This window comes from Actinomyces sp. oral taxon 170 str. F0386 (assembly GCF_000195595.1).
Taxonomy (GTDB): domain Bacteria; phylum Actinomycetota; class Actinomycetes; order Actinomycetales; family Actinomycetaceae; genus Actinomyces.
This window is the reverse complement of the sequence record NZ_GL882553.1, coordinates 42,654-49,822: the sequence shown is the minus strand read 5'-3', so window position 1 is coordinate 49,822 and position 7,169 is coordinate 42,654. Positions and strand designations below refer to the sequence as shown.

The following is a 7,169-nucleotide window of genomic DNA, read 5'->3' as shown; positions in this document are numbered from 1 at the left end:
GCCACGGCCGCCACCAGCGTCCAGACCACTGACCCGGTAGCGGCCCTGGCGGAGGTCGCGGCGGCCGAGCCCCTCGTGGCCCAGGCCCAGGCCCTGGCCGAGGCCGACGTGCGCGGGTCGTCGTCGAGCTCGTGGAGCCCGCGCTCCGGGGAGAGCTACTCCGGCGGCTACGGCCGCTCGGGCGGCGGGCTCGACCTGGGCTCACTCCTGCTGGGCGGGCTGCTGATGGGCGGCGGACACAGCTACGGCGGCTGGAGCTCCCATCACCACCACGACAACGACTGGGGCGGCGGTGGCGGTTTCTTCGACGGAGGCGGCGACTTCATGGACGGGGTCGGTGACTTCTTCGACGGAGGCGGCGACTTCTGATCCGCGTCTTTCTGCCGCCCAGACCCGGTCATATGCCAGTCATGCCCTGAGCGATGCGGCCCCCGCCGGCGTGACGCCGGCCGCCCGGACCTGCGATCATGACGCCTGATCCGCCCGGCCCACCCGGCCGTCGCCCGGCAAGCGCCGTGTCCGTATCTGTCTATACCTGCCCATACCGACGTCGCACCTCGACGGAAGGACGAACCACCATGGCTGAGAAGCAGTCGATCCTGGGACGCATCGCCCAGCTCACCCGCGCCAACATCAACGCACTCCTGGACCGAGCCGAGGACCCGGAGAAGATGCTCAACCAGCTGGTGCGGGACTACACGGCCTCCATCGCCGAGGCTCGCGACGCCGTCGCCCAGACGATCGGGAACCTGCGCCTGGCGGAGAAGGACCACGACGCCGACGTCGCCGAGGCCAAGGACTGGGGCAACAAGGCCCTGGCCGCCTCCCGCAAGGCCGACCAGCTGCGTACCGGCGGTGACACGGCCGGGGCGGACAAGTGGGACTCGCTGGCCAAGATCGCGTTGACCAAGCAGATCACGGCGGAGAACGAGGCCAAGGCCGCCGAGCCGATGATCGCCTCCCAGCGCCAGGTCGTCGAGCAGCTCAAGACCGGCCTGCAGCAGATGGAGGTCAAGCTCGGTGAGCTGCGCTCCAAGCGCGACCAGCTCATCGCCCGCCAGAAGACCGCCGAGGCCCAGGTCAAGGTTCAGGGCGCCATCCGCTCCATCAACGTCCTGGACCCCACCAGCGAGCTGTCCCGCTACGAGGACCAGGTGCGTCGGGTCGAGGCCCAGGCCGCCGGGCAGATGGAGCTGGCCGGCTCCTCCCTGGAGTCCCAGTTCGCCGAGCTCGAGGCCTCCGGCGCCGGCCTGGAGGCCGAAGCCCGCCTGGCGGCGCTGAAGTCCGGGCAGAACCCGGCGCTGCAGGCCTCCCCGCAGCAGGCACCCGCCCAGATCACCGACGGCGACGACGCCGCCATCAACGCCGCCTTCGAGGCCCTCAAGAACCAGGGCCAGCCGATCGGCGAGGAGAAGTCCTCCTACTGAGTCGGTCCAGCCGCACAGGCGGTGCCGCACCGGCGTAACAGATTCACAACCGCCCGGCCCTCGTCATCGCGACGAGGGCCGGGCGGCTCCCTGCTGGCCGGCCTGACCAGCACAGACACACCACCAGCTCGACACGGCCGGCCGGAGCCCGGCTCCCGCCCTCGGCCCCACGCCCGGACCACACCCCGATCACACTCGGATCAAGTTGGAAAAAGGTTGATATCACTGGGACCTCTCCGGGCGTCGCCAGAGGCTGTTGGACACCGGGACCGGTAGCATAGAACCCATGAGCGTACCGACTTATCTTCTCGTCGATGGCGAGAACATTGACGCCACCCTCGGCATGAGTGTGCTGGGGCGGCGTCCCGAACCTGAGGAGCGGCCCCGCTGGGACCGCGTCCTCGCATACTGTGATGAACTGTCCTCCGCCGACGCCGCCGAGGGCGAGGAGGACGAGGCCCGCGCCCTGTTCTTTCTCAACGCCACCAGCGGCCACATGCCCATGAGCTTCATCCAGGCCCTGCTGGCCATGGACTACCGCCCCGTCCCGCTGGCCGGGTCGGGAAGCAATGAGGAGAAGGTCGTCGACATCGGTATCCAGCGCACCCTGGAGGCGCTGGCCGAGCGGGCCGAGTCCGGCCAGGAGGCCCATGTCCTGCTGGGCAGCCACGACGGCGACTACATCCCTCAGATCGAGCGGCTCCTCAAGGCCGGTGCCCAGGTCGGGATCCTGTGCTTCCGGGAGTTCCTCAACGCCCAGCTGACCGCCCTGGAGGGCGAGGGCCTGACGGTCTACGACCTGGAGAGCGACGTCAAGGCCTTCACCATCCCACTACCGCGCGTGTGCATCATCCCGCTGGAGGACTTCGACCCACTCGCCTTCCTCTGACCCACCGGCGGGGCGACGGTCGACGCCGTCGCCCCGTCCCCATCTCACACGCCGACTCGCCGAAGAGTTTCAGCCGCCATCCCTTGTTCGGCGGCTACCACGTACCCCTCGCGTTCTTGTGGGAATCCCAAGGTTCTCACCCCGCCTACAGCGCCTCGGGTCCCACCAATCACTTGACCCATCAACAGCGACCATTCGGAACTCACTCAGGAAACGACCAGAAACTGAAGGGATGGTGAGGCCCATGGAGCGTTCCCAGCAGTCCCGCACCGAAGCTCACCTCCTTGTCGTCGACGATGAACCCAACATCCGCGACCTGCTCGCCTCGTCCCTGCGCTTCGCAGGTTTCGAGGTCTCGATCGCCGGAGACGGCAACGGCGCCCTCAAGACGGTGGAGAAGACGTCCCCCGACCTGGTGGTCCTCGACGTCATGCTGCCCGATATGGACGGCTTCACCGTGGCCCGGCGCCTGCGCGAGCGTGACGTGACCACCCCCATCCTCTTCCTGACCGCCCGCGACGACATGGCGGACAAGGTCCAGGGCCTGACCGTCGGCGGCGACGACTACGTCACCAAGCCCTTCGGCCTGGAGGAGGTCATCGCCCGCATCCGCGCCATCCTTCGTCGCACCCACGCCATCGAGAACCAGGACGACGGCGTCGTGCGCGTGGCCGACCTGGTCCTGGACGAGGACGCCCACGAGGTGTACCGCTCAGAGGTGGAGGTGGACCTGTCCCCCACCGAGTTCAAGCTCCTGCGCTACCTCATGCTCAACGCCGGGCGCGTCGTGTCCAAGGCCCAGATCCTCGACCACGTCTGGGAGTACGACTGGAACGGTGACGCCGCCATCGTGGAGTCCTACATCTCCTACCTGCGCCGCAAGGTGGACCAGATCCAGGGGGCTGACGGTCAGCCCGTCACTCCACTCATCCAGACCCGTCGCGGAGTGGGCTATATGCTGCGCGAGCCCAAGGCCGAGTGATGGCGGCGGCGCGTGGGGGGAGCACGCGCCCGGCCAAGTCGTCCGGTAAGCAGCACCGCCCGATCAAACGGGGCCGATGGCACCCGATCACCGCGATCCAGCGGCCCTGGCAGGCGATGCCGCTGCGCACGCGCCTGACCCTCATGACGACGGGTCTGCTCACCATCGGGCTCGTCATCGTCTCCTTCGTGGTGACCTCACTGCTCTACAGCCACATGATGGGGCAGATCGACACCCAGCTTCGCTCCACGACAAGCCCCGTAGGACAACAGTTCCTGGACCAGCTCCGCGAAGGCCGCATCCCCAGCGGCATCCCCTCGAGCTACTACGTCAAAGGAGAGTTCCACGACGCCAGCCGAAACGGGGAGTGGATCTCAGGGGACACCGCTGCCAAGTATGGTCATCCCCAGGTCAAGGGCCTGAACTATAAGCGGGCTCTGACACATGCTGAAAAAGGCGACTACGAGATCATCACGGTCAACTCCGATAAGCCCGGCCGCCAGTGGAGGATGATCACGGCGGTCACTCAGAACCCGGATACTAAAGAGTACACCGGCGCCATAGGCCTGGCTCTCCCACTGAGCGACGTTGTGGAGACCGTGGAGCGGACCCGCCTCGTGGTGGCCCTGGCCGACGTCTTGATCATCTCGGCGGGCGCCATCTTCGCCACCTACCTGGTTCACCGCTCCTTCCGCTCCCTGCGCCAGATCGAGGGCGTGGCCGGGCGCATCGCCCACGGTGACCTGTCGGCCCGCATCCTGGTCACCGAGCCGCGCACCACGGAGGTCGGCTCGCTGCAGCGGGCGATCAACACGATGCTCACCCAGAACGAGAACGCCTTCGCCGCCCAGGTCGTGGCCCAGGAGCGGATGACGCGGTTCGTCTCCGACGCCTCCCACGAGCTGCGCACGCCCCTGGCCGCGATCCGCGGCTACGGCGAGCTCTACCGGATGGGAGGGGTGCCCGCCTACAAGACCGGCGAGGTCATGGGGCGCATCGAGACCGAGTCCAACCGGATGGGTCGCCTCGTCGATGACCTCCTTCAGCTGGCCCGGATCGACGAGGGCCGGGAGATGTCGATGGAGCCGGTCAACCTCACCGACCTGGCCGCCGGGGCCCTCAGCGACATGATGGTCCTGGCCCCCGAGCGCGACTGCGGCCTCATCCCCCTCGACCCCCGCGACGAGGCCGCCGGCATGGAGGCGCCCTCGATCCAGGTCATCGGCGACCGCGACCGCCTCTCCCAGATCCTCACAAACCTGCTGGGCAACGTCGTGCGCCACACGCCCTCCGGGACACCGGTGGAGATCGCCATCGGCATGGCGCCCCCGCGTGAGAACCCGACGGCGCAGCCGGTCGTCGTCGTCGAGGTCCGCGACCACGGCCACGGCGTGCCGCCCGAGGCGGCCGAGAAGGTCTTCCAGCGCTTCTACCGCTCGGACACCTCCCGCAACCGGGAGACCGGCGGCTCCGGCCTGGGCCTGGCGATCGTGCTGGGGATCGTGGCCGCCCACCAGGGCACGGTCCAGATGCTTCAGACCCCCGGCGGCGGAGCCACCGTCCATATCGAGCTGCCACCGGCCCCGGCCTGGTAGGTGCGAGCCGCCGTGCCCTCCCCGACGCCGTTCCCGAGCGACTCCGCCGGCAACGCTGAAGAGTGGTGCGCGAGACACTGTGTCACGTCGACGTCACGGCGAGGACAGTCCTACGATGGCACGCGTTCCATTTCCAACACGGAGACTGCCCCATGGGTGTCATCGACGCACCGCAATGGCTCCTGCCGGCCTTCACCCGTTCGGTGAAGGCGATCGGCGCCACTCAGCCCCCAGAGGCGATCGGCTCCGCCGGCGAGCTCCTCATTGAGCGCTGGTCCACACCGGACCGCCGCTTCCACAATCTTCGCCACCTCATCGACATGCTCGCGCGCGTCGACGAGCTCGCCGAGGAGTCCCACAACCCGGACATCATGCGGGTCGCCTGCTGGTACCACGGGTGCGTCTTCTCCTCCGACGTCGAGGAGGTCAGTCGCGGCAACGGCGGTGAGGACGAGACCGCCTCGGCGGCCTTCGCCGAGGCGGATCTTCATCATCTGGGCGTCCCGATGGAGACGGTCAAACGGGTGTGCTGCCTCATCGTCAACCTCAAGCGGCACATGCTCGACGAGCACGACATCGACGCCCAGGCGCTCATCGACGCCGACCTGGGAACCCTGGCCGTGGACCCGCAGACCTACGCCGAGTACGTGCGTCTGCTGCGTGAGGAGTACTCCCACATCCCCATGGAGGAGTATCTGCGCGGCCGCCTGACGATCGTCTCCCGGCTCCTGGAGCGCGAGCACCTCTTCCACTCCCCGCTGGGCGAGCGCTGGGAGCGCGCGGCCAGGGAGAACCTGTCGGCCGAGCAGCGGCGCCTCAAGGAGAAGCTCGCCAAGCTCGCCGCCGAGCAGAGCAGGCCGGAACCGCAGGGAGATCAGGACGTCCCTGAGACCCTCACCGCCTCGACGTCGGCGCGTTCCTTCCCGGGGGACGCATCGGCCGAGCCCGCGGCCACAGGAGTCGGACCGGCGCCCGAGCGACTCGGCGACATCGCCGGAGGCGATCCCCGAACTCCTCCGCTGGGCCTGCGCGCGCTGACGCCGATCGGGCAGCCGGTCGCCCCCGGACCGTCCCAGGACGGCAACACCCTGCGTCTCAATACCGCTGAACTCAGGGCCCTGAGATCCGCGCCGTCGGCCACGACCCCGACGCCGGCCGCCTCACCGGCCCCTTTGTCCCCGCCGGCCTCACCGTCGTCACCGGTGTCGTCGCAGTCGCCGTCGAGCGCGTCCTCGCCGCGTACCCCCGCGCGAGGCATTCCGGCCGTCTCATCCGCCCCTGCGCGCCGGCCCAGTGAGGCGCATACCGAACGGGGCGAGGTACGTGAGGACAAGGACGACGAGGAGGCGATGGCGCACACCGCCTCGATGGAGTCCTGCGTCGCCGACCTGGACCTGCTCATGTGCTCGCGCAACCGCTCCGACGAGGCCGAGGACCGCCGCGCCCGGGTCCAGGCCGAGCGGGACAAGCTCGCCGAGAAGCTGCGGGCCAAGACCCAGGAGGCCAAGGAGCTGCGCGAGGCCCGCACCGGCGAGATCACCCCCATCACCGAGGAGATCATCGACGACGGTGCCGGGGACCTCTGAGGTGTCCCGCCCGCCCTTACCCGATCCGACACGGATCCCGCGGGGCCACAGGCCGTGATCTGCGGGCCGGGTCCACAGGGCCGAACGCTCACCCGACACGCCCCGGGTCCACCCCCTACCGTGAGAGACACAGCGCGCACCACGGTGCACCTGCTGAGCAGCACTGAGTACACAGGTGCGCAGCTCTCGGCCACCTCTCGCGAAAGGACCCCTCATGCCCGCCTACTCCGTCGACACCGCCGCGGTGGCCGACACCGCCGCCCGGACCCGGACCCGCATCTCGACGATCCAGACCGAGGTCGACGCCATGCAGGGCGATATCGGCCTGCTGCAGTCCTGCTGGACCGGGACGGCGTCGGACTCCATGGCCACCTGCGCGGCCGACTGGCACCTCACCCAGCTCCAGGTGCAGTCCAACCTCGATCAGATCAGCCTGGCCCTGGACAATGCCGCCATCTGCTACGACGACGCCGAGACCACCAATCAGGGCCGTTTCACCACGACGGCACCGGCACCGGCCCCCGCACCAGCGCCGGCCACGGGCCCGGGGCCCGTGGCCGGCTGGTAGGCCCCACGATGGGCGGGTGATCGGTCCCAGCCGTCGGCCCACCCGTGCCATGAGCTTGCCGCGTACCTCATCACCGGCCGCGCGCTGCGGCACATGCCGCCGGCGGCACAGACGAAGCGGCG

The 7,169-nt window shown here is 69.1% G+C and carries 6 protein-coding genes and 1 pseudogene; all 7 read left to right on the top strand.

Going from position 1 to position 7,169, the window contains the following annotated elements; genetic code table 11:
- A pseudogene (locus HMPREF9056_RS10490) lies at positions 1 to 369 on the top strand (TPM domain-containing protein); the annotation flags it as partial.
- A gap of 209 nt (positions 370 to 578) precedes the next feature.
- On the top strand, positions 579 to 1,427 hold the full coding sequence (locus HMPREF9056_RS10485; RefSeq protein WP_009404947.1) for a PspA/IM30 family protein: 849 nt from the start codon (positions 579 to 581) through the stop codon (positions 1,425 to 1,427).
- A gap of 286 nt (positions 1,428 to 1,713) precedes the next feature.
- A complete protein-coding gene (locus HMPREF9056_RS10480; protein ID WP_009404945.1) occupies positions 1,714 to 2,316 on the top strand; it encodes an NYN domain-containing protein in 603 nt (200 codons plus the stop codon).
- 244 nt (positions 2,317 to 2,560) lie between these two features.
- On the top strand, positions 2,561 to 3,298 hold the full coding sequence (locus HMPREF9056_RS10475) for a response regulator transcription factor (RefSeq protein WP_034514444.1): 738 nt from the start codon (positions 2,561 to 2,563) through the stop codon (positions 3,296 to 3,298).
- The gene (locus HMPREF9056_RS10470; protein ID WP_009404942.1) at positions 3,298 to 4,893 is read left to right on the top strand and encodes a cell wall metabolism sensor histidine kinase WalK; all 1,596 of its coding nucleotides are present in this window, start codon (positions 3,298 to 3,300) and stop codon (positions 4,891 to 4,893) included. The genes HMPREF9056_RS10475 and HMPREF9056_RS10470 overlap by 1 nt, the downstream gene beginning before the upstream one ends.
- Positions 4,894 to 5,045: 152 nt before the next feature.
- Positions 5,046 to 6,479 (top strand): hypothetical protein, encoded by a 1,434-nt coding sequence (locus HMPREF9056_RS10465; RefSeq protein WP_009404941.1) that lies wholly within the window; start codon positions 5,046 to 5,048, stop codon positions 6,477 to 6,479.
- 214 nt (positions 6,480 to 6,693) lie between these two features.
- Positions 6,694 to 7,047, top strand: coding sequence for a WXG100 family type VII secretion target (locus tag HMPREF9056_RS10460; protein WP_009404940.1), 354 nt, complete (start codon positions 6,694 to 6,696; stop codon positions 7,045 to 7,047).
- Positions 7,048 to 7,169 lie beyond the last annotated feature (122 nt).